Genomic DNA, 26,566 nt, shown 5'->3' with positions numbered 1-26,566 from the left:
CATGTTTTTGCGCCACGTTATTGTTTTCAGCTTCATCGCCCTGCTCGCCGGCTGCTCGGGTTTCGGCACCCGTGAATCGGTCGAGGGCCACGGCAGTCCGGCTCAATGGGCCGCGAACAAACAGCAACTGACCGGCCTCGACGGCTGGCAGATCGACGGCAAGATCGGCATCCGCGCAACGAAAGATTCCGGTAGCGGCACGCTGTTCTGGCTGCAACGTCAGGATTACTACGATATTCGTCTGTCCGGCCCGCTGGGTCGTGGCGCTGCACGCCTGACCGGGCGTCCGGGCAAGGTGTCGCTGGAAGTCGCCAATCAGGGCCGCTACGAATCGCAATCCCCGGAAGCCCTGCTGGAAGAGCAGTTGGGCTGGAAACTGCCGGTGTCGAATCTGGCCTGGTGGGTCCGTGGCCTGCCGGCTCCGGACAGCAAAAGTCGCCTGAATCTGGACGCCGACAGCCGTCTGGCCAACCTGGAACAGGATGGCTGGAAAGTTGAATACACCGCGTACACCGAACAAAACGGTTACTGGTTGCCCGAGCGCATCAAGCTGCACGGCACCGACCTCGACGTCACGCTGGTGATCAAGACCTGGCAACCGCGCAAGTTGGGGCAATAACGCATGACCGCTGCACGCCTGACCCTGCCCTCGCCGGCCAAACTCAATCTGATGCTGCACATTCTCGGTCGCCGTGAAGACGGTTATCACGAGTTGCAGACGCTGTTTCAGTTTGTCGATTACGGCGACGAAATCACTTTTGCCGTGCGCGATGACGGCGTGATTCAGCTGCACACCGAGTTTGCCGGCGTGCCGCATGACAGCAATCTGATCGTGCGCGCAGCAAAAATGCTTCAGCAACAATCGGGCTGTCCGCTGGGTATCGACATCTGGATCGACAAAGTGCTGCCCATGGGCGGTGGCATTGGTGGTGGCAGTTCAAATGCGGCGACCACTTTGCTCGGCCTCAATCATTTGTGGCAACTGGGCTGGGATGAAGATCGCCTGGCTACTCTGGGCCTGACGCTGGGTGCCGACGTCCCGGTTTTCGTCCGTGGTCACGCAGCTTTCGCCGAGGGCGTGGGCGAGAAACTGACCCCGGTCGATCCCGAAGAACCGTGGTATCTGGTGCTCGTACCGCAAGTCTCTGTAAGTACGGCAGAAATTTTTTCCGATCCTTTGTTGACACGTAACACGCCGCCCATTAAAGTGCGCCCCGTTCCCGAGGGAAACAGTCGAAATGACTGCTTGCCGGTGGTTGCAAGGCGTTATCCAGAAGTACGTAACGCATTGGATTTGTTAGGTAAATTTACCGAAGCAAAACTCACCGGAACTGGAAGTTGTGTGTTTGGGGGCTTCCCAAGCAAAGCTGAAGCTGATAAAGTCTCGGCCCTTCTGACAGAGACCCTTACAGGGTTTGTAGCAAAAGGCAGCAACGTTTCGATGTTGCACCGCAAGCTGCAAAGTCTGCTCTAAAGGAACCAAGTGCTCGGCACTTGATGCAACAGATACAGGGGCGTCGCCAAGCGGTAAGGCAGCAGGTTTTGATCCTGCCATGCGTTGGTTCGAATCCAGCCGCCCCTGCCATTTTCTATACTCATCCAGGTTACCCTCAGCCTCTAGGTACTGCGCGTGTCCAAGATGATGGTCTTTACGGGGAACGCTAACCCCGATCTGGCTCGGCGTGTTGTACGTCAGCTGCATATCCCTCTCGGTGACATCTCTGTCGGTAAGTTCTCCGACGGCGAAATTACTGCCGAGATCAATGAAAACGTTCGCGGTAAAGACGTTTTCATTATTCAGCCGACTTGCGCTCCGACCAACGATAACCTGATGGAACTGGTAGTGATGGCTGACGCCTTCCGCCGCTCCTCGGCTACTCGTATCACTGCTGTTATTCCTTATTTTGGTTATGCCCGTCAGGATCGCCGTCCGCGTTCCGCACGTGTGGCTATCAGCGCGAAAGTCGTTGCTGACATGCTTACCGTAGTCGGCATCGACCGTGTTCTCACGGTTGATCTGCATGCTGACCAGATTCAGGGTTTCTTCGATATTCCGGTAGATAACATCTACGGCTCCCCAGTATTGGTGGATGACATTGAAGATCAGCGCTTCGAAAACCTGATGATTGTGTCCCCGGACATTGGTGGCGTCGTGCGTGCACGTGCTGTTGCCAAATCCCTGGGCGTGGATCTCGGGATCATCGACAAACGCCGTGAGAAAGCCAATCACTCTGAAGTGATGCATATCATCGGTGATGTCGAAGGGCGTACCTGTATTCTGGTCGATGACATGGTCGATACCGCCGGCACTCTGTGCCACGCGGCAAAGGCCTTGAAAGAGCATGGCGCAGCCAAGGTCTTTGCCTATTGCACACACCCTGTGCTGTCGGGTCGGGCCATCGAGAATATCGAAAATTCCGTGCTGGACGAGCTGGTGGTGACTAACACCATCCCGCTGTCCGCTGCAGCACAAGCCTGTGCACGTATCCGTCAACTGGATATCGCACCGGTTGTTGCCGAAGCGGTTCGCCGCATCAGCAATGAAGAATCGATCAGCGCGATGTTCCGTTAAGGGCCCTGCCCTTCTCGAAATGTCTCGTTGACGAAAAGCGCCCCGCCCCGGCATTCCTGCCGGGGCGGGGCTTTTTTGCCCATACCGTGTTTGGCGCTGGTCGCAAACGTCAACCCGGTCATGGCTATTTTGGAGATACACAATGAACGATTTTACTCTGAATGCTGAAGTGCGTTCCGACCTGGGGAAAGGTGCGAGCCGCCGCCTGCGTCGTCTCGCCGCTCTGGTTCCAGCTGTTGTTTACGGTGGCGAAAAAGCCCCTGAATCCATCAGCATGCTGGCCAAAGAAGTTGCCAAACTGCTCGAAAACGATGCTGCCTACAGCCACGTTATCGAACTGAACGTTGGCGGCAAAAAGCAGAACGTCATCATCAAAGCTCTGCAACGTCACCCGTCCAAGGGTCACGTTCTGCACGCTGACTTCGTACGTGTCGTAGCCGGCCAGAAACTGACCGCTATCGTGCCTGTGCACTTTGTTGGTGAAGAAGCTCCGACCAAGAAAGGCGGCGAGATCTCGCACGTCCTGAACGAAATCGAAGTAACTTGCCTGCCGAAAGATCTGCCTGAGTTCATCGAAGTCGACCTGTCGGCTCTGGAAATCGGCGCAATCGTTCACCTGTCCGACCTCAAAGCCCCTAAAGGCGTTGAGTTCGTTGCACTGGCTCACGGTGACGACAAAGCTGTTGCAAACGTACACGCTCCACGCGTTGCTCCAGAAGCTGAAGAAGGCGCAGCAGAGTAATTCACTCTGTTCAGCCTGAGTGAGCAAGTAACATCGCGGACTGGAACGTAGCGAGAAAGCGGGCGAGATCGCGGAGTTTACATTCATGGTAAATGAGCATTTTTCGTCCACTTTCGCCGCTATCCCTGATCGCGGCGATGTTATCCACCACTCAAAGGAAGGGCCCCTATCGTGACTGCCATCAAACTGATCGTTGGCCTGGGAAATCCAGGCGCCGAATACGACCAGACCCGGCATAACGCAGGGGCCCTTTTTGTTGAGCGCATCGCCCACGCACAGAATGTGAATCTTGTGGCCGATCGCAAATATTTCGGCCTGACCGGGCGCTATTCGCACCAGGGTCAGGATGTTCGTCTGCTGATTCCCACCACCTACATGAACCGCAGCGGCCAGGCCGTGGCGGCACTCGCCGGTTTCTTCCGCATCAAGCCTGAAGAAATCCTCGTGGCGCACGACGAACTCGACTTGCCTCCGGGCGTTGCCAAGCTCAAGCAGGGCGGCGGCCATGGCGGTCACAACGGGTTGCGCGACATCATTGCGCAACTGGGCAATCAGAATACGTTCTACCGCCTGCGGCTTGGCATTGGCCACCCGGGCGTCGCCAGTATGGTTTCAAATTTCGTCCTGGGTCGTGCGCCACGCGCCGAACAGGAAAAACTCGATGCCAGCATCGACTTTGCCCTCGGCGTGCTGCCGGATATCCTCGCCGGTGAATGGAACCGCGCGATGAAAAACCTGCACAGCCAGAAGGCCTGACTCTACTCCGAGGGGAAACACCATGGGATTCAATTGCGGCATCGTCGGCCTGCCTAACGTCGGCAAGTCCACCCTGTTCAACGCCCTGACCAAATCCGGTATTGCGGCCGAGAACTTCCCCTTCTGCACCATCGAGCCGAACAGCGGCATCGTGCCGATGCCGGATCCGCGTCTGGAAGCACTGGCGGCCATCGTCAATCCGAAGCGCATCCTGCCGACCACCATGGAATTCGTCGACATCGCGGGTCTCGTTGCCGGCGCCTCGAAAGGTGAAGGCCTGGGCAACAAGTTCCTCGCCAACATCCGTGAAACCGACGCGATCGCTCACGTGGTGCGCTGCTTCGAAGACGAAAACGTGATCCACGTTTCCAACAGCGTCGACCCGAAGCGCGACATCGAAATCATCGACCTGGAACTGATCTTCGCCGACCTCGACAGCTGCGAGAAGCAACTGCAGAAAGTCGCGCGTAACGCCAAGGGTGGTGACAAGGATGCAGTGGTTCAGAAAGGTCTGCTGGAGCAGTTGATCGCGCACTTCACCGAAGCCAAGCCGGCACGCAGCCTGATGAAGAACATGAACGCTGACGAAAAGGCAGTGATCAAGGGCTTCCACCTGCTGACCACCAAACCGGTCATGTACATCGCCAACGTCGCTGAAGACGGTTTCGAGAACAACCCGCACCTGGACGTGGTTCGCGCCATCGCCGAAGAAGAAGGCGCGATGGTCGTTCCGGTGTGCAACAAGATCGAAGCGGAAATCGCCGAGCTCGATGACGGCGAAGAGAAGGACATGTTCCTTGAGGCCCTGGGCCTGGAAGAGCCTGGCTTGAACCGCGTGATCCGCGCCGGCTACGAAATGCTGCACCTGCAGACCTACTTCACCGCCGGTGTCGAAGAAGTCCGCGCCTGGACCGTCAAAGTCGGCGCCACCGCACCTCAGGCCGCCGGCGTGATCCACACCGACTTCGAGAAAGGCTTCATCCGCGCCGAAGTGATCGCCTACAACGACTTCATCCAGTACAAGGGCGAAGCCGGTACCAAAGAAGCCGGTAAATGGCGTCTGGAAGGCAAGGATTACATCGTCAAGGACGGCGACGTGATGCACTTCCGTTTCAACGTGTAAGCATTACGCCCAAGAAAAAGCCGCGTTTGATACGCGGCTTTTTTGTGCCTGACATTTATGCCTCAACACATTCCCCTGTAGGAGCGAGCCTGCTCGCGATAGCGGTATGTCTGTCGAATCAACTGTAACAGACACTCCGCTATCGCGAGCAGGCTCACTCCTACAATGGTCATGTGTGAATCAGGCCTTTTTGGTACGCGGCAAGAAAATCGCCAACACGCCAAACAACGGCAGGAACGAACACAGGAAATACACGTACTCAATCCCGTGCACATCCGCCAGATGCCCCAGCAACGCCGCGCCAATCCCGCCAAAACCAAACATTAGACCGAAGAAGATTCCGGCAATCATCCCGACATTCCCCGGCACCAGTTCCTGCGCATACACCACAATCGCCGAGAACGCCGAAGCCAGAATGAAGCCGATCACCACGCTAAGGACAGTCGTCCAGAACAGATCAACGTGAGGCATCAGCAGCGTGAACGGCGCCACGCCGAGGATCGAGAACCAGATCACCGCCTTACGCCCGATCTTGTCGCCAATCGGCCCGCCGAAGAAGGTCCCCGCCGCTACCGCACCGAGGAACAGGAACAGGTGCAGTTGCGAACTCGCCACCGACAGGTCGAACTTCTCGATCAGGTAGAACGTGAAGTAACTGGTCAGGCTGGCCATGTAGAAATACTTCGAAAACACCAATAGCCCCAGCACCACCAACGCACTGGTCACCCTGCCCTTCGACAGCCCGTGAGTTGCCGCCTGGCCGGCCTTGAGTTTGAACAGGTTCAAGTGATGGGCGTACCAGCGACTGATGCGGTACATCACGAACAGCGCAAACACAGCGAACAAACCGAACCACGCGACGTTGGCCTGACCGAACGGAATGATGATCGCCGCCGCCAGCAGCGGACCGAACGCGGAGCCGGCGTTACCGCCGACCTGGAAGGTCGATTGCGCCAGACCAAAGCGTCCGCCAGAGGCCAGTCGCGCAATTCGCGATGCCTCGGGGTGGAACGTCGAGGAGCCGATGCCGATCAGCGCCGCCGCCAGCAGAATCAATGGGAAACTGCCGACCATCGACATCATCACGATGCCGATCAACGTGCAGATAGAACCGGCCGGCAGTAGCCATGGTTTCGGATGCCGATCAGTGTGATAGCCAACCCACGGCTGCAACAGCGAGGCCGTCAGCTGGAAGGTCAAGGTGATCAGGCCGACTTGAGTAAAACTCAGATCGTACTTGGCCTTGAGCATCGGGTAGATCGACGGCAGTACCGACTGGATCAGGTCGTTGATCAAATGCGCCAGCGCCACCGCGCCGATGATGCGCATCACCAATGGACTGCTTTGCGGAGCAGCGGGCGCCGAGGCAGCGGCGGTCTGAGCGTTGCTGATAGCCATGAGAATTTCCGGACAACAGATGGGTGCGCACAGGCAGGTGCGTCAATGTGCCATTTTTCAGTGCGCGAGCGCCATCCCCTTAGCCAGCTAACTAACCAACAAAACCTGACCAACTGACTGACCAACTGACATGAATTATGTAGGAGCTGCCGAAGGCTGCGATCTTTTGATCTTGAAAACAAAGATCAAAAGATCGCAGCCTTCGGCAGCTCCTACATGGGATAGGTGATAGCGCAACGCCATGGTCTGAATCTTGCCTTGTTTCATCTCTTGAACGCGGCGCCCTTACAAAGGGCACCGACAATGGGAAGTTTCGCTACAGAGCCGGCCTACAGAGCGGGCGAGAGTGAACTTTCGAGGCCTTTTAGCAGGGCACAACATCCAGGTCGCACGACCGCGATGCACGCCATTGGTGCGTGGTGTCCAGAGGAGTCATGGGGCATGCAGGCTTTCCTTTCACCGGGGATCAAATTGCTGGGGCGGTTTGGCTTCGCAGGTAAATTCCAGTTGTTGTTTCTGCTGTTCATTCTGCCGTTGGCCGGCAGTCTGCTGATGATCGGCCAAGACTATCGCGACAAGCTCAATCTGATTTCCGGCGAACGTGCCGGCGTGCGCCAGTTGCTGGCGCTGGATGCGCTGGACAACCTGCTCGCCGCCCAACGTGATCGCGCCGCCCGTTGGCGCGCCACGGAAACCAATCGCCAGCCGACGCCCGCTACCCTCGCCGCCATGGGCGCATTCGACACAGTGCAACCGGCAGTTGTGCAAGCCACCACGGACTTGGGTAACGCGCTGAAAAACGAAGGTGCCGAAGGCGAAACCCTCAGCCGCTTTCAGGCGCTGCAAACCGCGCTCAATGGCCTGGACTCGAAAAGCCTCAGCAGCGTCGGCTGGTGGCCAGACGGTTACGATCGTTTCACCAACGCCCTCAGCGCTCTGCAGGCGTTGCGCGAACAGATCGTCATGGACAATCGCCTGACCCTCGCGCCGTGGCTGGAAACCTACCTGTTGACGCAGATTTCCACGCAACACGCGCCGGACCTGATCGAACGGGTCGGCCGCCTCGCCGCCGTCGGTCAAGCCTCGGTGGTCTCCGGCCAATTCACCCTGCAAAGCCGTTTGCAATTACGCGACCTGCGCAGCCGCATCGGCGATGCCCGCGAACAACTGGTGAAAACCGCCACGCTGCTCGAAGCACGCTTGCCAAAAGATCAACAGACCTGGGCCAGCCAATACCACGACAGCCTGAAACGTCTCGACAGCGGCCTGAAGGTGCTCGACGACGGCGTGTTCGGCGGCAGCATCACGCTCAAACCGGACGACTTCGAGCGCAACCTCGATGCCCTGCTGACCGATCTCGCCGCCCTGCGCCAGCAATCACTGGTATCGCTGGATCAGCGACTTGACGCCTATCACGGCTCGGCGATCCGTCAGTTCATCCTCGTCGCGGCGATCTTCGGCTGCTTGCTGCTCGCGGCGCTGTATCTGTTCATCTGCCTGCAAGCTTCGATTCGCCGCAGCGCCAGCGGCATCACCCTGCTCGCCGAAGCTCTGCGTGACGGCAACCTGAGCCTGCAAGTGCCGGTGGTGGGCCGCGATGAGTTGGCGGCGATCAGCACTGCGCTCAACGTGGCCGTGGTGCAACTGCGCACGAGCATGCTCGGCGTCGATCACGAGACCTCGCAGTTGAGCCATGCCGTGCGCAGCCTCAACGAGCACTCCAGCGGCGCCCTCGGCGAAGTCGAGGCGCAACAGTTGCAGATCAGCCAGATCGCCGCGGCCGCCACACAATTGGCCGCGACCTCGCAAGGCGTGGCGCAAAGCTGCGAACAGGCCTCAGGCAGCGCTCAGCACACCCAGCGCATCGCTGCTGACAGCAGCCGCGACAGCCAACGCACCACGGCGAGTATTCAGCAGCTCAATCAACGCTTGAACGACACCGCAGCGGCACTCGGTCGAGTCAGCGAGCAAGGCCAGCAGATTCAATTGGTGGTCGACACTATTCGCGGCGTTGCCGAGCAAACCAATCTACTCGCGCTCAACGCGGCCATTGAAGCTGCGCGTGCCGGTGAACAAGGTCGCGGTTTCGCCGTGGTCGCCGATGAAGTGCGCAGCCTGTCGCAACGTACGCAATCATCCACCGCGCAGATCGCCGGTACGGTCGACAGCTTGCGCGCCACGGTCAACGAAGCGGTGAGCTTGATGGAAGCGGCGTGCGGCCAGGCGCAAACCGATGCCGAGTCGGTCACCGGTCTCGGTGAACGCCTGGGCGAAATCGCCAGCGCCGTGCAGAGCGTCACCGATACCCTGGCGCAGATCGCCACAGCCGTTGAAGAACAAGCGAGTACCGCCGATGAGGTCAGCGGCAATATCCAGCAGGTCGATCAGGCCGCCGTACGTTTGCTCGAAGGCGCACGCGCAGTGAATCTTGCCGCAGACACCCTCAGCCAAGGCAGCAAGGCGCTAAGCGACAACACCGCACGCTTCCGCCTCAGTTGATCACGGCTTCGGGGAAGTCCGTTTCCAGTTCAGCCTTGAGCCATTGAATAAACCACGCCACATCCGCCGAGAGTTCGGCGGACGGCGTCAGCACTCGATAGCTCTCAAGCTTCACCTCAGCATCGACCGCACGCACCAGTCTGCCGCTGGCCAGTTCATGACGCACCAGCACCTCGTTGGCCAGCGCGATGCCCTGCCCGCTCTCTGCCACCGACAGCGCGTGATCGTTGTTGACGTAGAGCATGTCAGAATTGAGATGAATATCGAGGTCGTGCGCGGCGAACCACAGGTTCCACCATTCGCCGTCATCGACGTGGATCAGATCGTTTCTGACCAGGTCAGCGGGACTGCTGATCGGGGCGATGCTGGCCAGATACGCCGGTGTGCAGATCGGGAATACCCGTGGGCAAATCAGCGCTTCCCGTGAGTCGGCGTATTGCCCATCGAGGCCGTAAACGATGCCCAGATCGGCGCTCTTTCCGTCCACTTCGGTGAAGGTCGAATTGGGCTCGATCGCCAGTTTCAATCCCGGGCGCAAATGCCGCAGCGCTTCGATCCGAGGCATCAACCAGCGCTTGGCGAAACCCGGCACCACCATGATCCGCAGCCAGCGCTCAGCATCTTTCGGCCGGGCTTCCTTGCCCGCTTCAATGATCAACTGCAAAGCGGCGCTGATCTTGCGGTGGTACTTGTCCCCCGCCGGCGTCAGGTTGACTCCGCGCGAGGTGCGCTCGAACAATTGAATGCCCAACCAGTCCTCGAGCAATTTCACGTGGCGGCCAATCGCAGGCTGGGTCACGTGCAGGGCTTTCGAGGCTTCGACGTAGCTGCCCAAACGCGCAGCGGCATCAAAGGCGCGCACCGCGTTGAGCGGCGGCAAACGGTGGTCGGGCATGATTCCTGGCACCTTCGGCTGTTAAATTAACTAACACCTGCCATGTTTAAATTGAAGTGTCGCGCCGCGCAACCCCTGGCTGATAATCGAGCCACAGCAAAACAAAAAAACAGCTGGTTACACACCCGAACGCAATCTCGATCCTGCCCAAAAAAATAATATCCATGGCCCGACGGCAACGTTTTTCCAAGCGAGTCGCAGGCGATGGGGGAATCGGAGGTAACGCATGAATGCCCTGCATTCGCTGCAAACGCTGGCGGTCTCGATCCGTTCAGTGCGCAAGGTTTACGGTGATCCGCAGACCGGTCCGGTGGCGCTGAAAAGCATCGACCTGGATATCCGCGACAACGAATTCTTCACCCTTCTCGGCCCGTCCGGCTGCGGCAAGACCACACTGCTGCGGATGATCGCCGGTTTCGAATTTCCCACCGAAGGCGAGATTCTCCTCTACGGCGAAAACATCGCTGATCGCCCGCCGTTCCAACGTCCGGTCAACACAGTGTTCCAGCATTACGCGCTGTTCCCGCACATGACCATCGCCGAAAACCTGGCTTTCGGTCTTGAATCACAGCCGATGGGCAAAGTCCTCACCAAGGCGCAAATCGCCGAGCGTGTGCGCGAGATGCTGGCGCTGGTGCAGATGGAGCGCTTCGCTAATCGCAAACCGGCGCAGCTGTCGGGCGGTCAGCAACAACGTGTCGCCCTCGCCCGCGCTTTGGCACCGCATCCGAAAGTGCTGTTGCTCGATGAGCCGCTTTCCGCGCTCGATCTCAAGCTGCGTCAGGCGATGCGCGAAGAGTTGAAAATCATCCAGGCCAAGACCGGTATCACCTTCATCTTCGTCACCCACGACCAGGAAGAAGCGCTGACCATGTCCGACCGCATCGCCGTGCTTTCCGAAGGTGAAGTACAGCAGGTCGGTCGGCCTGAAGATATCTACGAACGCCCGCGTAATCGCTTCGTCGCCGACTTCATCGGCGAAACCAATTTCATCGAAGGCACCGTCACTCGCGTTGAGGACGGGAAGGCGTGGTTCGCCGGGCCTGCCGGGCATCCGCTGCCCGCGCAACCGTGCAGCGATGTGCAGGTCGGCACCAACGTCAGCCTGTCGGTGCGACCTGAGCGTCTGCATCTGGTGCCAGCGGCTAACGAAACCGCGCTGCCGTGCCGGATCGAAGCGCAGATCTATCTCGGCACTGATCTGCAATATCAGGTCAGCCTCAGCGACGGTTCGCGCCTCACCGTGCGTACGCCCAATTGCGTCGACCAAAGCCTGCGCTTTGCGGTCGGCTCCCAGGCCGGTTTGCTGTTCGACCAGGGCAGCGCCAGCGTCCTGCACGATTGAGCCGGAGGAATTGCCATGCACGCCTTACCGATTGCCAACACGCTGGAGCGGCGCAAAGCCTTCCAGAGTTTCCTCGGGGTCAGCCCGGCGCTGATCGCTATCTGTTTGTTTCTGGTGGTGCCGATTCTCATCGTCATCGGCTATTCGCTGATGGAGGCCAACCCCTACGGCGGGGTCAATAAAGTCTTCAGCAGTGACGCCTACACCTCGCTGCTGTTCGAGCGCCAACTGGACGACAGCCTCGCCTTTGCCGACTCGTATTTGCTCATCGCCCTGCGCTCGATCGGTATTGCCGGGCTGACCACGATCATCACATTGCTGATCGGATTTCCGGTCGCCGTGTGGCTGGCGATGCAGCCGGCGCATCGTCGCGGCTTGCTGATCTTTCTGATCACCGTGCCGTTCTGGGCCAACCTGCTGATCCGCACTTACGCGTGGATTCTGCTGCTGCGTAACACCGGAGTGATCAACAACAGCCTGATGGGCATGGGCGTTATCCACGAACCATTGCAGTTGTTGTACACCGACGGCGCGGTGCTGCTGGGGCTGGTTTACACCTATGCGCCGTTCGTGGTGTTGCCGATTTACGCAACGCTGGAAAAGATGGATATCCGCCTGCTCGAAGCCGCGCAGGATCTCTACGCCGGACGCATACGCACCTTGCGCAAAGTCGTCTTGCCAATCGCCAAACCGGGCATTCTCGCTGGCGCGATCCTCACCTTCGTGCCGTGCCTGGGCGCGATGATCGCCCCGGAACTGCTCGGTGGCGGCACGCGGATGATGCTCGGCAACCTGATTTTCCGGCAGTTCAGCGATGCGCGTAACTGGCCGTTTGGCGCGGCGTTGTCGCTGGTGCTGATGGCTGCGGTGATGCTGGTGTTGACCGTTTATGCCCTGCGCGCCGAGCGCCAGCGCATCGCCAAAGGAGGTGCGTGATGATCGGGATTTTCAAACGCAAAGGGCTGGGTGTGCAGGACTTTCCCGGCTTCGGCGGCTTCAGTTTTCTGTTCTATCTGTACCTCTACGCGCCGATCGTGGTGTTGGTGGTGTTCTCCTTCAACGCCAACCAATCGGCGACGGTGTGGACCGGTTTCAGCCTCGATTGGTATCGCGCCGCGTTCGCCAATCAGGCCTTGCGCCAGGCCGCCGGCAACAGCCTGTTGATCGCCGTCTGCGCAAGCATGATCGCCACGGCGATTGCCACCCTCGCCGCTCTCGGCACCTCGCGCGGCGCCAAGTTCAAGGGTCTGCAATTGTCGATGGGCGCGATCATGTTGCCGCTGGTGTTGCCGGAAATTGTCGTCGGTGTGGCGACGCTGGCACTGTTCTCGACCATCGGTCTGTCGCTGGGTTACGGCAACCTGATCATCGCGCACACGGTGTTCTGCATTCCCTTCGCCTACCTGCCGATTCGCGCAAGATTGAACGACATGGACCTGTCGCTGGAACAAGCCTCGGCCGACCTGTATGCCGGGCCTTGGCGAACCTTTCGCAAGGTCACTCTGCCGCTGCTGATGCCAGGGATTTTCTCCGGGCTGATGCTGGCCTTCATCGTCTCGCTGGATAACTTCGTGATCTCGATGATGGTCTCGCAGGCCGGCACCACGACCCTGCCTATCTTCATCTTCGGCCTGCTGCGCATGGGCGTGACACCCGACGTCAACGCCGTGTCGACGCTGATCCTCGGCGTCTCGGTGCTGTTCGTCAGCCTCTCTTACCTGTTGGGCAAAAAGAACGCCTGAACCTTCTACGACCTGTGGGGAAATAACATGAGCAAGTGGATAAAAAGCGTTGGCACTTCGTTGTTCCTGACTGTGCCGCTGGCGATGACGGGCAGCGTTCAGGCCGCCGAAAAACTCAACGTGGTGAGCTGGAGCGGCTACTTTTCGCCGGAGATTCTCGCCAAGTTCCAGAAGCAGACCGGTATCGAAGTCACCGTCGATTCCTACGATTCCAACGAGACGCTGCTGGCGAAATTGAAACAGGGTGGCGCCGGTTATGACGTGGCGATTCCGTCGCACCAGTTCGTGCCGATTCTGATCAAGGAAAACCTGCTGGAACGCTTCGACCCGGTCAAAGAGCCCTACTACGCCAGCGTTGTGGATAACTTGAAAAAACCGAGTTGGGACCCGGAGGGCGCGTATTCGGTGCCGTTCATTTGGGGCACCACCAGCGTCGTCCTCGACAGCGCGCGCTACAAAGGCGCGGCCGACAGCTACAAGGTTTTGTATGAGCCGCCAGCCGAGCTGCAGGGGCGCATCAACATGTTCGACTCGGTCAGCGACATGGTCGACATGGCTAGCCTGTACCTGAACATTCCGCTGTGCAGCGAAGACCCGAAACAGATGCAGCAAGTGCTGACGCTGCTCAAGGCGCAGAAGCCGTTCGTGAAAACCTACAGCTCCAAGGCCGGCTCGATTCGCGAGAACCTCGCCTCGGGTGAAATCGACATGTCGATGTTCTGGGGCGGTTCGTCGATGCGTGCCCGTGAGATGAAACCGACGCTGAAATACCTCTACCCGAAAGAAGGCGTGCTGGCCTGGGTCGACAACATGGTCATCCCTGCCGGCAGCAAAAATCCGGCGAATGCCAAGGCGTTCATCGCCTTCCTCAGTCAGCCGGAAAACTCGGCGATGACGCAGAACTTCCTCAAGCACCAGAGCCCGATCAAAGGCGTCGAACCGTTCCTCGACGCAGCGCTCAAGGACGCGCCGGAATTGCACATTCCCGAGGGCACCAACGTGGTGTTCAGCAGGACCTGCGGTGAAGGCGCGATCCGCCTCGCTGACCGTCTCTGGACCAACCTGATGCGTTGATCGCTACCGCCCCGTCGCACTGGCGGGGCGTTTTTCCAGCCGTCTGAAAGGCCGCTTGCAATGAACTCTAATAACATCAGCGAACTGGTCCTGTTGCAGGCCCACGCGCTCGCCGAACGCATCCGCCTGCGCCAGGTTTCCTGCCGGGAAGTGATGCAGACTTACCTTGCCCATATCGAACGTTTCAACCCGCTGGTCAATGCGTTGATCAGCCTGCAATCGCCGGAACATCTGCTGGCCCAGGCCGACGAACGCGATGCCGAACTGGCGCGTGGCGAATACCGGGGCTGGATGCATGGCCTGCCCCATGCGATCAAGGATCTGTCACTGACCCAGGGCATCCGCACCACGCTGGGTTCGCCGTTGTACAAGGACTATGTGCCTGAGCGCGACGGCATTATGGTCGAGCGGATCAAAGCTGCCGGCGCGATCATTATCGGCAAGACCAACACTCCGGAATTCGGCCTCGGTTCGCAGAGTTACAACCCGTTGTTTGGCGCCACCGCGTGCGCGTACGACCCGAGCAAGACGGCGGGCGGCAGTAGCGGTGGCGCGGCGGCGGCGCTGGCGATGCATCTGGTGCCCGTCGCGGATGGCAGCGACATGATGGGTTCGCTGCGTAATCCGGCGGCGTTCAACAACATTTTTGGTTTTCGCCCGTCGCAGGGACGTGTGCCGTTTGATGACAGTGCCGATCTGTTTTTTGATCAGCTCGGTTACGAAGGGCCGATGGCGCGCAGTGTGAAAGATGCGGCGTTGCTGTTGTCGGTGCAGGCTGGCAGTGATGCGCGGGCGCCGCTGTCCATCGCTGAATCCGGTGAGGCGTTTGCAGCGCCGCTGGGGCGTGATTTCAAAGGCACGCGATTGGGTTGGCTGGGCGATTTCGGTGGGTATCTGCCGATGGAGCAAGGCGTGCTCTCGCTGTGTGAGAAGACCTTCGCCGACTTTGAGAGCCTCGGCTGCCACGTTGAGTCCGTTCTGCCGGATTTCGCGCCTGAGCGGCTGTGGAGCAGTTGGCGGACGTTGCGGCACTGGATGGTCGCGGGGTCGTTGGGCGCGACGTATGCCGATCCACAGAAGCGTACATTGTTGAAGCCGGAAGCGATTTGGGAAGTGGAAAACGGCCTGAAGCTGTCGGCCAGCGAAGTGTTCGCCGCCTCAGTGGTTCGCAGCGATTGGTATCGGGCGATTTCTCGGCTGTTCGAAAAGTACGATTACCTGCTATTGCCCAGCGCCCAAGTGTTCCCGTTCGATAAAACCCAGCCTTGGCCGACGTCGATTGAGGGCGTGGCGATGGACACGTATCACCGCTGGATGGAAGTCGTGATTCCCGGCACTTTGTCGGGTTGCCCGGTTGCGAACGTCCAGGCGGGGTTCAATGCGGACGGTTTGCCGATGGGGTTGCAGATCATCGGCAAGCACCAGGCCGACTTCGCTGTCCTGCAATTGGCGCACGCGTATGAGCAGGCCAGCCGCTGGTTCCAACGCTGCCCTTCGCCGCTGCTCAGCCGGTGATTTTGATAAACGGTTGAAAGCGTAGAAAAAATTTTTAAATTTACGCTTGACGCTTTTCCATTTCAGGGGAATAATGCGCGCCACTTGGCTACATAGCTCAGTTGGTTAGAGCATAGCATTCATAATGCTGGGGTCCGGGGTTCAAGTCCCTGTGTAGCCACCAAGTACTAAAAACGGCTTACCGAAAGGTAGGCCGTTTTTTTATGTCTCGAGAAAAGTCGAAGTGATCTGTCACTTCAAACATCCTTCTCTTCGTCGCTCGCTTTGGTCGCTGCCTGTGCGATCAGGGCGTCGAGCATCTGCGCAATGACCTTCTGTTGAACCTTCGAAAGCTCATTGATGGACTGCAGGCGTCGATACCATGTCGAGGTCAAGCTGCGTCTGGGCGTCTCCGTGTACGAGGGCACCCCAAGCAGGTCCTCAACAGGCACGCGAAGCGCAAATGCCATCTTCACCAGTGTCGTGACCGGCATGCTGCGCGTGCCCTCCTCGTAGCCCTGAAAGGTTTGCCGGGAAAGACCTAAGGCCCGTGCAAACCGCGTCTGTGTGATCTCGTGCACTGTGCGTAAGTGAGCAATGCGACTGCCCAGCGCCACCAGAAAATCACGGTCCTCATTGGAAATACTCATGACAATGGCCGACTGAAAATAGAGTTGATTGGCAACGGACTCATCCTTTTCATCTGAAATCCATCCTGGAAAAACAACAGAAAACATCCTCAGGTAAAGGCGCGTAAGTTGTCGACCTGAAAGGTTTGTAGGAGAAATGCAGAACAACCGCTAGGTCGGGGGCGAGGTACTACAGGCGCGAAATGCCTTTTCAGCAAGCCAACGCCGACAACCCTTTCGCCCAGATTTGTCGAGTGCGCAAACCGACCATCTCGCGCCACTCCGGATCGGCCGGATAGAACTGCTCCAGCAGATTCAACTTGATCGCCCTCCCCGTCGCATCCGGCGGATTGCCATGCAGATGCAGCCACTGGTCATCGCGCAAATAACGATGCACATCCGGCCCAGGATACGTCCCGCACTCGATCACCAACGGCATTAACTGCACGTCCGGTAAAGCATTGAGCAACGCCTGTGAGGTGTACCCGGTAGCCGTCGCTGCCACTCCGGTTTCGCGTCAGGCAATCGGACGCACTCTCCAGAGCAGAATGAACCCTTGTGGTTTTGTCTGGTGGGGTTAATGTCCGGGGGATTGATTTCTGATGAGCCGCTGACGTAGGCTGTTTCCGTTGATCGTGTCAGTCATTTCTCAAGGTTGAGTCGGATGACGGCACACATCAGTACCAGATCAGGAGCTTCATTTTTACAAGGGTTGGTAGGCGTTTTGTTGCCTGCCTGTAATCGAACACGGCGAACGCGTAGGTAGAAGCGTTTGCGAATATCTGGTTATTGATACTCTCATGTTCCCTTCCTTATTGAGCCCACATCGACTCATCGCGCATGTCCGCCCGGATATCGCCCTTTTCGATAGCCATGTTGCGAACAGTCGTCGTCGCAGCATTTTGTTTGCCTTTACTTTCTCTCCTCCCCCCCAAAAACGCTAAGTCGTTATTGAACCTATTGCCTTCCTGATAACTGGCCGGGTGCCTTGGCCTGCCTGTCAGCGATTGCCTGAGCCTTTTTAACGGGACGTCCACTTGGGTGGGGCGGGTCTTTTGATGCATCTAACAGGGAGTTCACTGCATGTGGTGGAAGAGTCTTGCTCGGCAAATTCAGGAAAGAACTGCCGATAACAATGGGGTCGTCGCGTTCGGCGCAGGTTTCGGACCCTCCGGGCTTCCCCATATCGGAACGTTGTGTGAGGTGTTGCGCGTCAGCATCGTAAAAACCGCCTTCGAGAAAATATCCAGCAAGGAAACCCGGCTGTTTATTGTTTCCGACGATCTGGACGCGCTGCGAAAAGTACCTGGAACATTCCCTCAGCCGCAGCTCCTGCAAAGTAGTCTGGGGCTACCGCTGTGCGATATTCCCGACCCTTTCGAACAGGCGGGCAGTCTGTCGGCAGGCATTAACGCTCGACTTGATCAGGCACTGATGCCCTATGCGCTCGACTATCAGTTGATTGAAAACAGTGCGCTCTATCGATCCGGTTACTACAACTCGACCATCAAGCAGTTTCTCTCTCGAATGGAGGCGATCAATCAGGTCGTGGCCTCACGTCTGGGAATTACCCGTAGAAAGAGCTACAGCATGTTCATGCCCGTTTCGCGCTTTTCAGGGCGGATCATCGAGCATCTGGTGGTTCGGCATGTGGATGTGCAGCGCGGCGAAATTGTCTATCAGATCCCGCCAGACCTGCTGATCAACCGGCCAGGCGAGGAGTACAGCATCACGTCACAGGAGTACTACGCCGACGAGCCGATTGGCGAAGACATCACCACCTCAGTGTTGGATGGTCACTGCAAGTTGCAATGGAAGGCCGATTGGGCAATGCGCCTGATTCACCGCAATATTGCTTTTGAAATGCATGGCGAAGACCTGACTGACTCGGCGAATACGGTGCGCGATATCTGCCAGGTATTGGATGTGCGAGCTCCGATCCTGATGAAGTACGGGCTGTTTACCGACATCGCCGGCAAAAAAATATCCAAAAGCAAAGGCAACGGCTTTTCTCTGGAGCAAGTGAACAAATACATGCCCGAGGGGGCGTTGCAGCATTTCATGTTCAACAACCCTTATCGCACCACGCGCTTCCACCCCGAGGTGTCGATCAAGGCCTATGACCATTACCGGGCTGACCATGCGCGCATGGTCGAGGGCGACGATGACAATCCCGTCGGTTATTTCCATCGCCCACCGCGCCATGGCAAGCGTCGCACCACCTATCAGCGGATGCTGAACATATTTACTGCCTGCCATCCAGAAAACATTGATGCGGCTTACCACTACCTGCTCCAGCACGACAAAACCCGACAGGACATCGTGGCGGATGACGGCTTTACCGATGTGGTCCAGAAAGCATTTACCTATTACCAGGAACGAGTTGCCCCACTTTTCCTGCCACGGATGCTCAACAAGAACGGGGAGCCGGTGCTCTATCGGATGTCGGAGCAGTTCAAACAACTGGCGGTCCACCCAGGACCGGTTACTCGCGAACAGATAACGCAAATCTTCGATCAGGTTGGCGTCGCCAGTCACGGCGATGCCTACCGGATGCTTTACGCCTGTCTGTTCGGCGAGGAAAGCGGGCCGCGACTCCACGGGTACGTCAATCGTCTGGGTGTTCAAGCTTTTAGTGCGCAACTCGAATCACGGATCAAACAGGCAACTCAATACAGGGAAAGTGAAACCATGAGCGAAGTGCAGTTCAATCAAGCCACCACCGAGTTGTCCGAAGTTTCGCGCCCGATGGTCACGATCGAAAGGCCACCAGAGGCCCGGCAAGTGCTGGAAGCCATCGATTTCGAAGAGGTCAAAGCCCGTGCCGCCGCGTTTGCACAACATCTTCGAAGCAACAGTGAGGCGATTGCCGAGAGCCTTTCGGGGTTCGAATGCTACAACGTGGCGGTGGATGAGATTGAGCGGTGTGTCGAGTTTCTTGAGTGCCTGGCGCTTAACAGCCCTTTCTTTGAACGCCGGGTGCGTTGCGTGACCAGTTACTTGCCGCTCAACCAGCCGATCTATGCCACGACTTGTTTTGGCATTATTCCTTCATTGCTGGCCGATTCAGCCTGGCTTCGACCGCCGACGGCGATGCACTCGCACTACAGGAAGTTGCTGGAGTCGTTGCAGCTGGAGCGCTTCTTTCCGAACCTGAATGTCTCTTTTGCCGACAAAGAAACGTTCGTCAGCCAGACCGCTGCGATGTCCGATGTGGTTATTTTTACCGGCACGCCGGAAAACGCGACCAAAGTCAGAAAGTCCTACCTCAAGCGCACCTTGTTCATCCTCAACGGGGCGGGCCATAACCCACTGGTGGTGTCGGCAGATGCATCAATCGACACCGCGATCGAAAGTGCGCTGCGGGTGGTGTTGTACAACCAGGGACAGGATTGCGCCGGTCCCAACAGCATCATGGTGCATCGCCAGGTCTACGGTGAGTTCATCCGTCGGCTGCGCGAAGAGCTGGTCAAGTGCGAGGACTATGTGGGCGATTACGCACGCAAAGAGAACATCGTCGGCCCCAATAGCGACCCTGACCATACGTTGAAAGTGGTGAAGATGTTCAAGGAGTATCGCGAACACTGTACGTATGGCGGCGAGATCAATCCGATCAGCGGGTTGATACGTCCAACCGTGTTCGAGCGGCCATTGTCGCTGGGCGGCAACTACAAAGAGTTTTTTGCCCCCGTGTTCTTCGTTCAACCTTATGCAGATGACAGCGAGCTGGCGGGCTACTTCGAACATCCGCTCTATGCCCCCAATTCCATGTACGTATCGTTGTTTGGCAGCAGTGGCTACATCGACGAGCTGGTGGCGTCAGGCAAACATGCCGCGGAGACGGTGCTGAACAACACCGACCTGCATGTCGTGGAGAAGGGCTACAACCCTTACGGCGGGTATGGGGTCGCGGCGTCCTGCCTGTATGTGAACGGCGTGCGAATTGCCAAACCGACGTTGCCTCAACGGGATATCCACGAGCATCTCGTGGCGGTTTGAGCGTGCGCGGGCCAGCTATCGATGGGCAGTGAGCCTGAGGTGTGATGAATGAATAGATTATTGTTGGCGGCGCTGGTACTCGGCGTTTCCATTGTCGGGTTATGTATCGGTTCGACCGTGCCAGTGGTTGCGTTGCGCCTGTACCAGGCGGGAGCGTCGGCTGTGCATATCGGCGTGATGTCGGCACTGCCCGCAGCCGGAATGATGCTGTCGGCCTTTCTGGTGGACTGGATCTGCCAGCGGCTGAGCCGTCGACATATTTATTTGGGCTGTTTCGCCCTGTCGACCCTGAGCGTGGCCGCCGTCGAGTTCTTCGCCTCGACGGTGTACGCCCTGGCACTGGCCAGGTTTGCGATGGGGCTGGCGGCGGGGGTGATCATTATTCTGGGGGAGTCCTGGGTGAATGAAATCGCCGAGGACCATTACAGAGGCCGGGTTGTCGCGATCTACACCACCTGCTTTACGGTGTTCCAGCTACTGGGGCCCGGGATGGTGGCTCTCTTCGGCACTGCTGGCCCCCAGGTGATCAGTGTGGTGATTGGCGGACATCTATTGGCGCTAGGGATGATCTGGTTCACCTTGCCCAGGCAAAAGGAGCATCACGGGCATTCGGAAAGCAAGACGTTCTCGGTGCTGGGCTTCATTCAAGTGGCGCCGGCGCTGTGTATGGGCATCATTTTCTTCTCGTTTTTCGATAGCGTGATCCTCTCGATGTTTCCGGTTTACGCTGCCGATCACGGCTATGCGATCAAATTCGCTGCGCTCATGGTGACGGTGATTCTGCTCGGTGACGCGGCCTTCCAGTTCCCGCTGGGCTGGCTCTCGGACAACGTTGCCAGGCCGATTGTCTATTTGGGGTGCGGTGTGCTTTCTCTGGCCATCGGTGTCTGCTTGCCGTGGTTGATGAACTATCCCCTCTTGCTCTGGCCAAGCCTTGTGGTACTCGGCGCCGTTGCTGGCGGCGTTTATACCCTGGCGATCATTCTGATCGGCGAAGGGTTCAAGGGCCCCGACCTGGTCACCGCGAATGCCAGCGCCGGTTTTTTATGGGGGGTCGGCAGTTTGCTCGGGCCCTTGGTCAGCAGCGCAGCGATGACAACCAGCGCCCACGGCCTGCCGTTAGCGCTGTCTGCTGCGGCGGCGCTGTTTGTGTTGTTCGCGTTGCCGCTGTTCAGAAGGACAGTCAGGGTGAAAGCGTTGCGATAAAAAACGCTGAGGCCGGGGAGTTTTTCTTCGGCGCCGTCGGTTTTTTCGACGTTTTACACGTACTGAAAACGGCTTACCGCAAGGCAGGCCGTTTTTTTATGCCCGTTGTGGCGAGGGGATTTATCCCCGATGGGAAACGAACCGACCTTTTTTTACCGGATGAACATTGGGGCTGCTTCGCAGTCCATCGGGGATAAATCCCCTCGCCACGATTAGTCAGCCAGTGCCGCCAGACCTTTGGCCCAGATCTGCCGGGTGCGCAAACCGACCATCGCGCGCCAGTCAGGATCGGCTGGATAAAACTGTTCGAGCAGATTCAGCTTGATCGCCCTCCCCGTTGCATCCAGTGGATCGCCGTGCAGATGCAGCCAATGGTCATCACGCAAATGCCGGTGCACGTCCGCGCCCGGATAGGTCCCGCACTCGATCACGAACGGCATCAACTGCACATCCGGTAAAGCATTGAGCAACGCCTGCGAGGTGTATCCGGTAGCCGTCGCTGCCACTCCGGTTTCGCTCAACGTGTCGGCGCCGGTGTGCAGGGTGTAGAGCCATTGGCCGTAAATTGCCTGAGCTTGCGCGAGTGCCGGGTAAGGTGCCTGCGTAATCGTCAGCAACATCGGATGACCGTATTCGCCGGCGCCGGTGTGCAGGTCGAAACACATCACGGTTTCAGCGCCAGCCAGGTGCGCCTCGATGATTTGATGCAACGTGCGATTCGACCAGCTCGGCGCACGGCCACCGTAAAACAGTCCGTCGGGATGACTGTGCTGACCGCCCTCGACAATCGACATTACCGCTGGCCAGCCGTGTTCGTTGATTTGCGCATCGAGCATGGCATCCGCGAGTTGACGCTCGGCGCCGTTCAGTTCGGTGCAGGCGTAGATTTCATGCAGTGCGGCGTACGCGCGGTTGTCCGGCAGCGGCACGGTGAAATCCAGGTGATTGCGGTTGAGGTCGATGTTGTCTTCGTTGACCCGGCGCAGCCATGCGGTGCCCCATGGATTGATCAGATGCACCATGACCACCGCGACATCCTTGGGCAGGGAGCCAGGGACGAAATCTTTCAGCCAATCGATTTGGCAGTCGGAACCGTAATACCCCTCCACGCCGTGAGTACCGCTGAGCGCTACCAATCGGCGTTTGGCCTGTGGATCACCGAGCACAGCGACGTCGGTGCTCAACGGTTCGCCAAATGGCCCACAGCGCGGATGTGCGTAGGAGGTGAGCGTGGCGCCGGCGGCGTTGGCGGCGGCCAGGAACTGTTCGCGTTGATTGCGGTAAGTGGAGTCGGTGGGGAACTCGCTGTGCATTCTTGGCCTCTTGTGATTTTTATGGTTTGACCTCTGTAGGCCTTCGCCTGCTCGCGATAGCGTCATCACATCCAACATCATTGCTGACTGACCCACCGCTATCGCGAGCAGGCGAAGGCCTACAGGGGGACGTGTGCGGTCAGTCAATTGACGCTGACCCTAGCGAACATCCGCCCCGAAAAGAAAGACAAAAATGCCCACCGGTTTGCGTCGCGACCGAGCGGTCGATAAAGTCCCTCAGACTTTTAATCCACGGACGGAGAGCCCGCGTGTTTTCAGCCTTGCCCTTGAAGCGCTTTCGCCTGCCTGCCCTGACACTGATCATCAGCGCCCTGACCCTCACCGCCTGCAACGCCCCGCCCTCCTCGACTTTGCCACTCGCGCCAGAGGCGGCCTCGGGCTTTCGCACCAATCTGCAAACCCGTCACGCCAGCAAACACATGGCCGCTGCTGCCAATCCGCTGGCCGCTGAAGCAGGGCGCGAGATGTTGCGTCAGGGCGGTTCGGCGATTGATGCGGCGATTGCGATGCAAGCGGTGCTGACGCTGGTTGAGCCGCAATCCTCCGGCATCGGTGGCGGCGCGATGATCGTGTTGTGGGACGGTAAACAGGTGCGCACTTACGACGGGCGCGAAACCGCACCGGCCGGCGCTACCGAGAAGTTGTTCTTGCGCGCTGACGGCCAGCCCATGTCGTTCCCGCAGGCGCAGATCGGCGGTCGCTCAGTCGGTACGCCGGGTGTATTGCGTGCACTCGAGCTGGCGCATAAACAACACGGTCGCCTGCCTTGGGCGAAGCTGTTTGAACCGGCGATCAAACTGTCGGAGCAAGGCTTTGCGATTTCGCCGCGTTTGCACTCGCTGCTGGAATCAGACCCGGTGATCCGCCATTCGCCCGACATGGCCAAGTATTTCCTCAACGCTGATGGCAGCGTCAAAGCCGTCGGCACGCGCTTGCAGAATCCAGCGTTGGCCGCCGTGCTCAAACGCATCGCCAATGAAGGTGCCGATGCGTTGTACAAAGGCCCGATCGCCGAAGAAATCGTCGCCAAAGTGCAGGGCCATGCCAACCCCGGCAGCCTGTCGCTGAACGATCTTCAGCACTATCAAGCCAAAGAACGCGCGCCGCTGTGCACCGATTACAAACGCTGGCAGGTATGCGGCATGCCGCCACCGTCGTCGGGCGGCATCGCGGTGGCGCAGATTCTCGGCACCTTGCAGGCGCTGGAAACCCGCGATCCGCGCTTGTCACTCACCCCACTGAAACCGGTGAAAACTGACAAACCCGCCGGCATTGAACCCGCGCCACAAGCGGTGCACTTGATCGCCGAAGCTGAACGTTTGGCCTACGCCGACCGTGCGCAATACGTGGCCGATACTGACTTCGTTCCTGTACCAGTGAAAGGCCTGGTCGACCCGGGTTACCTGGCCAGCCGCGCCAGCCTGATCGGCGAGCGCAGCATGGGCACCGCTAAACCTGGCACACCGCCGGGTGTGCAGGTGGCATACGCGCCCGACCGTTCGCCACTGCGTATCTCGACGTCACAAGTCGTCGCGGTGGATGACCTCGGCGGTGCCGTGTCGATGACCACCACCATCGAAGCAGCGTTCGGCTCGCACCTGATGGTTCAGGGTTTTTTGCTCAACAACCAGATGACCGACTTCTCCTTTATCCCTGAAGAGAACGGCCAAAAAGTCGCCAACCGCGTCGAACCCGGCAAACGCCCACGCTCGTCGATGGCTCCCACGCTTATCTTCGATCGCAACAGCGGCGAATTCCTCGCCAGCGTCGGCTCACCGGGCGGCTCGCAGATCATCGAATACGTGGCAAAAACCACCATCGGCCTGCTCGACTGGAACCTCGACCCACAAAGCGCCATCAGCCTGCCCAACTTCGGCAGCCGCAACGGCCCGACCGAACTGGAGCAAGGCCAGTTCAGCCCGATGCTGATTCAGGCACTGAAAGACAAGGGACATGCCGTGAACGAAATCGACATGACCAGCGGCACTCAGGCCATCGTGCGCGTCAAGGATGCGCAGGGCAAAGCAACGCTTGAAGGTGGCGCGGATCCGCGGCGTGAAGGCGAAGCTTTGGGGGATTGAGGATTGTGGCGAGGGAGCTTGCTCCCGCTGGACTGCGCAGCAGGCCCTGCTCCTGGATTCAAGATTGGGGCCGCTTCGCGCCCCGGTGGGAGCAAGCTCCCTCGCCACAAGTTCTGTTCGTTCAGCCTGTTTTCGCTCAACGGCTCGCCACCAAGTGCGCGCCAAACAGCAAGTAGCAGCCACCCGCCAGTCGATCCAGCCACTTACGCGAGCGTTCGTAAATACTTGCCATCCGGTGGCTGGCGAAGAACAGCGCTACGCTGCAATACCAGCTGAATGACAGCGTGGCCATGGTCAGCACCGCCAGCGCCAGCAATAACGGCGGTATGTGTGCCGGCATTGCGGTAGCGAAGATGGTGGCGACAAACAGTGCCGATTTCGGGTTGGTCATGTTGCCGAGAAATCCTCGGGCATAAGCGCCGCGCAGTGTTTGCTGCGACGCATCCAGCGTACCCGGCGCGGCAGCGGCTTTGCGCTTGAATTGCTTGAGGCCGAGGTAGATCAGGTAGCAGCCACCCGCGATCTTGAAACTGAGGTACAGCGTCGGTGCGGCGCTGAACAACGACTGGATGCCCAGCCCGCCAGCCAAGCCCCACAGCACCGTGCCGCTGGCCACGCCAAGTGCGGCGACGACGCCATGGCGCCGCGAACGGCTGACGGCCAGTTGCGCGATATTGAAGAAGTTTGGCCCCGGCGTGATCACCGCGACTGTCCACAACAGCGCCAGCGACAGCAGTGGAGCAAAGTAGCTCACAGTTGAGAGATCCATGGGGCATGTGCCTGATTGATTCGACAATGCCCCATACCTTGCAGCATCCCACAGCGTTTTGCCATGGGTTGAACACTGCTTTTAAACAGCAGGTTCGCCATCCGGCACGCGTATCAAAAGGTCGCCGGGTTGGCAGTGCAGGTATTCACAGATGGCGTCCAGAGTTGCCAGACGCAGGCCCTTGACCTTGCCCTGCTTGAGCAACGACAGATTGGCCTCGGTGATGCCGATGGCTGCGGCCAAATCCTTCGATTTGACTTTTCGCAAGGCGAGCATCACATCCAGCTGAATCACGATAGACATGGCGATCTCAAATAAAAGTACGGTTTTCGGAGTCCACTTCGCTGGCTTGCGACAGGATGCGCGCAATGATCGAAATGCAGCCGGCCATGAACAGCGCGACGAAGGTGGAAGCCGTGACGCTCAAGGTCACCATTCGCTCGCCGACCGGTGCGTTTTGCGTAACCCACAGACTGAGCATTGGCTCGCAGAGAAAATCCAGCAGTACCCAAAGGGCCACGGCGCGCCCGACCTTGCCCAGATGACCGGCGGCTTCAGTGGAAAAATACTCACCCATGGCATAACACTGGAACAGACGGCGCAGCGCTTTCAAACCAAAGGCCAGTGCGATCAGGGGAATACTCGACAGCACGATGGCGCCCAGGGTTTGCCACCACGGAAACACCGCAGCGGCGCTGGTCATGTCCGAGAGCTGGCGTTCGCTCAACGCGAACCCCAGGCCCAGACCGTCCTTGCTGCCCAGCGTCGGGAATAACCAGACTGCGGCGTTGAGTACCAGCATGAGAATGATCAGCAGCAGCGTGATCGTGGCCATGCGACGGCTGAATTGCGCGAGAGAAACGGAAGTCATGGGATGCCTCACAGAATGAATGTGAGACAAACCATAA

The 26,566-nt window shown here is 58.6% G+C and carries 22 protein-coding genes, 2 tRNA genes and 1 pseudogene; 17 read left to right on the top strand and 8 right to left on the bottom strand.

Annotation, left to right across the window (positions count from 1 at the left end):
• Position 1: 1 nt before the first annotated feature.
• The 7 genes from lolB to ychF all read left to right on the top strand — a co-directional run bounded on the left by lolB (position 2) and on the right by ychF (position 5,193).
• Positions 2-619, top strand: coding sequence for a lipoprotein insertase outer membrane protein LolB (lolB, locus tag ACZZ0B_RS01870; RefSeq protein ID WP_440094329.1), 618 nt, complete (start codon positions 2-4; stop codon positions 617-619).
• Between the two features lie 3 nt (positions 620-622).
• Positions 623-1,474, top strand: a complete 852-nt coding sequence (gene ispE, locus ACZZ0B_RS01865) for a 4-(cytidine 5'-diphospho)-2-C-methyl-D-erythritol kinase (protein WP_064387645.1) — start codon at positions 623-625, stop codon at positions 1,472-1,474.
• 36 nt (positions 1,475-1,510) lie between these two features.
• A tRNA-Gln gene (locus ACZZ0B_RS01860) sits at positions 1,511-1,585 on the top strand.
• A 45-nt stretch (positions 1,586-1,630) separates the two neighbouring features.
• Complete coding sequence (locus ACZZ0B_RS01855) at positions 1,631-2,572, top strand: ribose-phosphate pyrophosphokinase (protein WP_003171603.1); 942 nt, start codon at positions 1,631-1,633, stop codon at positions 2,570-2,572.
• A 142-nt stretch (positions 2,573-2,714) separates the two neighbouring features.
• Complete coding sequence (locus tag ACZZ0B_RS01850) at positions 2,715-3,314, top strand: 50S ribosomal protein L25/general stress protein Ctc (protein WP_463544258.1); 600 nt, start codon at positions 2,715-2,717, stop codon at positions 3,312-3,314.
• 171 nt (positions 3,315-3,485) lie between these two features.
• Positions 3,486-4,070, top strand: coding sequence for an aminoacyl-tRNA hydrolase (gene pth / locus ACZZ0B_RS01845; RefSeq protein WP_008079560.1), 585 nt, complete (start codon positions 3,486-3,488; stop codon positions 4,068-4,070).
• Positions 4,071-4,092: 22 nt separating this feature from the next.
• On the top strand, positions 4,093-5,193 hold the full coding sequence (gene ychF / locus ACZZ0B_RS01840) for a redox-regulated ATPase YchF (protein ID WP_158836197.1): 1,101 nt from the start codon (positions 4,093-4,095) through the stop codon (positions 5,191-5,193).
• 180 nt (positions 5,194-5,373) lie between these two features.
• On the opposite strand, the gene ACZZ0B_RS01835 is transcribed toward ychF, so the two are convergent.
• Positions 5,374-6,591 (bottom strand): MFS transporter, encoded by a 1,218-nt coding sequence (locus ACZZ0B_RS01835; RefSeq protein WP_463544257.1) that lies wholly within the window; start codon positions 6,589-6,591, stop codon positions 5,374-5,376.
• A 441-nt stretch (positions 6,592-7,032) separates the two neighbouring features.
• On the opposite strand from ACZZ0B_RS01835, the gene ACZZ0B_RS01830 reads away from it, so the two are divergent.
• Positions 7,033-9,090 (top strand): methyl-accepting chemotaxis protein, encoded by a 2,058-nt coding sequence (locus ACZZ0B_RS01830; RefSeq protein ID WP_463544256.1) that lies wholly within the window; start codon positions 7,033-7,035, stop codon positions 9,088-9,090.
• Here the strand turns inward: ACZZ0B_RS01830 and ACZZ0B_RS01825 are convergent.
• Entirely contained in the window at positions 9,083-9,985 is a 903-nt protein-coding gene (locus ACZZ0B_RS01825) for a LysR substrate-binding domain-containing protein (RefSeq protein WP_463544255.1), read from the bottom strand. The genes ACZZ0B_RS01830 and ACZZ0B_RS01825 overlap by 8 nt on opposite strands.
• A gap of 226 nt (positions 9,986-10,211) precedes the next feature.
• Here ACZZ0B_RS01825 and ACZZ0B_RS01820 point away from each other — a divergent pair, with 226 nt between their 5' ends.
• From ACZZ0B_RS01820 to ACZZ0B_RS01795, 6 genes are all read left to right on the top strand, one after another.
• Positions 10,212-11,330 (top strand): ABC transporter ATP-binding protein, encoded by a 1,119-nt coding sequence (locus ACZZ0B_RS01820; RefSeq protein ID WP_463544254.1) that lies wholly within the window; start codon positions 10,212-10,214, stop codon positions 11,328-11,330.
• A gap of 15 nt (positions 11,331-11,345) precedes the next feature.
• Positions 11,346-12,266: an ABC transporter permease gene (locus ACZZ0B_RS01815; protein WP_008079565.1), complete on the top strand. Its 921-nt coding sequence runs from the start codon at positions 11,346-11,348 to the stop codon at positions 12,264-12,266.
• Positions 12,266-13,072: an ABC transporter permease gene (locus ACZZ0B_RS01810; RefSeq protein ID WP_034156044.1), complete on the top strand. Its 807-nt coding sequence runs from the start codon at positions 12,266-12,268 to the stop codon at positions 13,070-13,072. Before ACZZ0B_RS01815 ends, ACZZ0B_RS01810 begins: the two co-directional genes overlap by 1 nt.
• 27 nt (positions 13,073-13,099) lie before the next feature.
• Positions 13,100-14,146, top strand: coding sequence for an ABC transporter substrate-binding protein (locus ACZZ0B_RS01805; protein WP_463544253.1), 1,047 nt, complete (start codon positions 13,100-13,102; stop codon positions 14,144-14,146).
• 60 nt (positions 14,147-14,206) lie between these two features.
• Positions 14,207-15,661, top strand: coding sequence for an amidase (locus tag ACZZ0B_RS01800; RefSeq protein ID WP_463544252.1), 1,455 nt, complete (start codon positions 14,207-14,209; stop codon positions 15,659-15,661).
• A gap of 86 nt (positions 15,662-15,747) precedes the next feature.
• Positions 15,748-15,824: transfer RNA gene (locus tag ACZZ0B_RS01795), tRNA-Met, on the top strand.
• 73 nt (positions 15,825-15,897) lie between these two features.
• On the opposite strand, the gene ACZZ0B_RS01790 is transcribed toward ACZZ0B_RS01795, so the two are convergent.
• Together ACZZ0B_RS01790 and ACZZ0B_RS01785 are read right to left on the bottom strand one after the other, a co-directional pair.
• Positions 15,898-16,290, bottom strand: a complete 393-nt coding sequence (locus tag ACZZ0B_RS01790; protein WP_463544251.1) for a helix-turn-helix domain-containing protein — start codon at positions 16,288-16,290, stop codon at positions 15,898-15,900.
• 190 nt (positions 16,291-16,480) lie between these two features.
• Positions 16,481-16,783: pseudogene (locus tag ACZZ0B_RS01785) on the bottom strand (DUF2817 domain-containing protein); the annotation flags it as partial.
• Positions 16,784-17,352: 569 nt separating this feature from the next.
• On the opposite strand from ACZZ0B_RS01785, the gene ACZZ0B_RS01780 reads away from it, so the two are divergent.
• Positions 17,353-20,268, top strand: a complete 2,916-nt coding sequence (locus tag ACZZ0B_RS01780) for an aldehyde dehydrogenase family protein (RefSeq protein ID WP_463544250.1) — start codon at positions 17,353-17,355, stop codon at positions 20,266-20,268.
• A gap of 48 nt (positions 20,269-20,316) precedes the next feature.
• Complete coding sequence (locus ACZZ0B_RS01775; protein ID WP_440094308.1) at positions 20,317-21,474, top strand: MFS transporter; 1,158 nt, start codon at positions 20,317-20,319, stop codon at positions 21,472-21,474.
• A gap of 212 nt (positions 21,475-21,686) precedes the next feature.
• Here the strand turns inward: ACZZ0B_RS01775 and ACZZ0B_RS01770 are convergent, their stop codons facing one another.
• Positions 21,687-22,787 (bottom strand): DUF2817 domain-containing protein, encoded by a 1,101-nt coding sequence (locus ACZZ0B_RS01770; RefSeq protein WP_463544249.1) that lies wholly within the window; start codon positions 22,785-22,787, stop codon positions 21,687-21,689.
• 269 nt (positions 22,788-23,056) lie between these two features.
• Here ACZZ0B_RS01770 and ggt point away from each other — a divergent pair, with 269 nt between their 5' ends.
• On the top strand, positions 23,057-24,889 hold the full coding sequence (gene ggt, locus ACZZ0B_RS01765; RefSeq protein ID WP_463544248.1) for a gamma-glutamyltransferase: 1,833 nt from the start codon (positions 23,057-23,059) through the stop codon (positions 24,887-24,889).
• A 136-nt stretch (positions 24,890-25,025) separates the two neighbouring features.
• Here ggt and ACZZ0B_RS01760 read toward each other — a convergent pair whose 3' ends face one another.
• The 3 genes from ACZZ0B_RS01760 to ACZZ0B_RS01750 form a co-directional block, all read right to left on the bottom strand.
• Positions 25,026-25,658: a LysE family translocator gene (locus tag ACZZ0B_RS01760; RefSeq protein ID WP_463544247.1), complete on the bottom strand. Its 633-nt coding sequence runs from the start codon at positions 25,656-25,658 to the stop codon at positions 25,026-25,028.
• A gap of 81 nt (positions 25,659-25,739) precedes the next feature.
• Positions 25,740-25,961, bottom strand: coding sequence for a helix-turn-helix domain-containing protein (locus ACZZ0B_RS01755; protein WP_463544246.1), 222 nt, complete (start codon positions 25,959-25,961; stop codon positions 25,740-25,742).
• A 7-nt stretch (positions 25,962-25,968) separates the two neighbouring features.
• The gene (locus ACZZ0B_RS01750) at positions 25,969-26,529 is read right to left on the bottom strand and encodes a DUF2975 domain-containing protein (protein ID WP_008079576.1); all 561 of its coding nucleotides are present in this window, start codon (positions 26,527-26,529) and stop codon (positions 25,969-25,971) included.
• Between the last annotated feature and the right edge of the window lie 37 nt (positions 26,530-26,566).

This window comes from Pseudomonas sp. AC247 (genome assembly GCF_979258015.1).
The sequence above is the reverse complement of the archived record's forward strand: the minus strand, read 5'-3'. Positions and strand labels throughout refer to the sequence as shown.

Coding starts and splice junctions, on each gene's coding strand:
- ACZZ0B_RS01830 (WP_463544256.1), top strand. CDS start 7,033: ATGCAGGCTTTCCTTTCACCGGGGATCAAATTGCTGGGGCGGTTTGGC.
- ACZZ0B_RS01850 (WP_463544258.1), top strand. CDS start 2,715: ATGAACGATTTTACTCTGAATGCTGAAGTGCGTTCCGACCTGGGGAAA.
- ACZZ0B_RS01760 (WP_463544247.1), bottom strand. CDS start 25,658: ATGGATCTCTCAACTGTGAGCTACTTTGCTCCACTGCTGTCGCTGGCG.
- ACZZ0B_RS01835 (WP_463544257.1), bottom strand. CDS start 6,591: ATGGCTATCAGCAACGCTCAGACCGCCGCTGCCTCGGCGCCCGCTGCT.
- ACZZ0B_RS01825 (WP_463544255.1), bottom strand. CDS start 9,985: ATGCCCGACCACCGTTTGCCGCCGCTCAACGCGGTGCGCGCCTTTGAT.
- ACZZ0B_RS01815 (WP_008079565.1), top strand. CDS start 11,346: ATGCACGCCTTACCGATTGCCAACACGCTGGAGCGGCGCAAAGCCTTC.
- ACZZ0B_RS01775 (WP_440094308.1), top strand. CDS start 20,317: ATGAATAGATTATTGTTGGCGGCGCTGGTACTCGGCGTTTCCATTGTC.
- ACZZ0B_RS01810 (WP_034156044.1), top strand. CDS start 12,266: ATGATCGGGATTTTCAAACGCAAAGGGCTGGGTGTGCAGGACTTTCCC.
- ACZZ0B_RS01790 (WP_463544251.1), bottom strand. CDS start 16,290: ATGAGTATTTCCAATGAGGACCGTGATTTTCTGGTGGCGCTGGGCAGT.
- ACZZ0B_RS01820 (WP_463544254.1), top strand. CDS start 10,212: ATGAATGCCCTGCATTCGCTGCAAACGCTGGCGGTCTCGATCCGTTCA.
- ispE (WP_064387645.1), top strand. CDS start 623: ATGACCGCTGCACGCCTGACCCTGCCCTCGCCGGCCAAACTCAATCTG.
- ychF (WP_158836197.1), top strand. CDS start 4,093: ATGGGATTCAATTGCGGCATCGTCGGCCTGCCTAACGTCGGCAAGTCC.
- ACZZ0B_RS01770 (WP_463544249.1), bottom strand. CDS start 22,787: ATGCACAGCGAGTTCCCCACCGACTCCACTTACCGCAATCAACGCGAA.
- ACZZ0B_RS01750 (WP_008079576.1), bottom strand. CDS start 26,529: ATGACTTCCGTTTCTCTCGCGCAATTCAGCCGTCGCATGGCCACGATC.
- ACZZ0B_RS01800 (WP_463544252.1), top strand. CDS start 14,207: ATGAACTCTAATAACATCAGCGAACTGGTCCTGTTGCAGGCCCACGCG.
- ACZZ0B_RS01755 (WP_463544246.1), bottom strand. CDS start 25,961: ATGTCTATCGTGATTCAGCTGGATGTGATGCTCGCCTTGCGAAAAGTC.
- ACZZ0B_RS01780 (WP_463544250.1), top strand. CDS start 17,353: ATGTGGTGGAAGAGTCTTGCTCGGCAAATTCAGGAAAGAACTGCCGAT.
- ACZZ0B_RS01805 (WP_463544253.1), top strand. CDS start 13,100: ATGAGCAAGTGGATAAAAAGCGTTGGCACTTCGTTGTTCCTGACTGTG.
- lolB (WP_440094329.1), top strand. CDS start 2: ATGTTTTTGCGCCACGTTATTGTTTTCAGCTTCATCGCCCTGCTCGCC.